Raw genomic sequence first — 1,277 nt, 5'->3', positions numbered from 1 at the left:
TCATCATGCTGGATGATGGCTTTCTCCTGCCATTGACCGTCGACAAGCCCCCAGATTTTGGCAGTATTATCTTCAGAGGCTGTCACAAGGTGGTTCCCATCGGGGCTGAAGTTGGCACTGTTCACCCACTTAGAATGCGGGATGGTGGCTTTTTCCTGCCATTGACCGTCGACAAGCCCCCAGACTTTGACGGTATCATCGTCAGAGACTGTCACAAGGTGGTTTCCATCGGGGCTGAAGGTGGCACTGTTCACCGAGTCATCATGCTGGATGATGGCTTTTTCCTGCCATTGACCGTCGACAAGCCCCCAGATTTTGGCGGTATTATCCTTAGAGGCTGTCACAAGGTAGTTTCCATCGGGACTGAAGCGGGCACTGTTCACCGAGCCATCATGCTGGATGATGGCTTTTTCCTGCCATTGATCGTCGACAAGCCCCCAGATTTTGGCGGTGTTATCGTCAGAGGCTGTCACAAGGTGGTTTCCATCGGGGCTGAAGTTGGCATCGTTCACCCAGCCAGTATGCTGGATGATGGCTTTTTCCTGGCATTGACCGTCGACAAGCCCCCAGATTTTGGCGGTATTATCCTTAGAGGCTGTCACAAGGTGGTTTCCATCGGGGCTGAAGATGGCATTGTTCACCCAGTCATAATGCGGGATGGTGGCAATGTGTTGGCTGGTCAACTCCTTATCATGATTCTCCTTACTTTTTAACACCCAGACTTTGGCGGTGTTATTGCGAGGGGTTGTCACAAGGTGGTTTCCAACGGGACTGAATCTGGCATTGAACACCCAGGCATCATGCGGGATGGTGGCTTTTTTCTGCCATTGACCGTCGACAAGCCCCCAGACTTTGACGGTATCATCGTCAGAGACTGTCACAAGGTGGTTTCCATCGGGGCTGAAGATGGCCTCCCTCACCGAGTCATCATGCGGGAGGGTGACTTTTTCTTGCCATTGACCGTCGACGAGTTTCCAGACTTTGGCGGTCTTATCGAAAGAGGCTGTCACAAGGTGGTTTCCATCGGGGTTGAATCTGGCACTGTACACCCTGTCATCATGCTTGATGATGGCTTTTTCCTGCCATTGACCGTCGACAAGCCCCCAGACTTTGGCGGTATTATCGTCAGAGGCTGTCACAAGGTAGTTTCCATCGGGGCTGAATCGGGCACCGTTCACACAGTCATCATGCTGGATGATGGCTTTCTCCTGCCATTGACCGTCGACAAGCCCCCAGATTTTGGCAGTATTATCTTCAGAGGCTGTCACAAGGTGGTT

Annotated in this window: 1 protein-coding gene; it reads right to left on the bottom strand. The window is 52.2% G+C overall.

Translation table 11 applies throughout. The features are described from left to right. A partial coding sequence (locus GZ78_RS26995; RefSeq protein ID WP_034843456.1) for a WD40 repeat domain-containing protein occupies positions 1 to 1,277 on the bottom strand: 1,277 nt, incomplete at both ends.

Source organism: Endozoicomonas numazuensis (assembly GCF_000722635.1).
GTDB classification, from domain to species: Bacteria; Pseudomonadota; Gammaproteobacteria; order Pseudomonadales; family Endozoicomonadaceae; genus Endozoicomonas_A; species Endozoicomonas_A numazuensis.
This window is presented reverse-complemented; position numbering and strand designations above follow the sequence as displayed.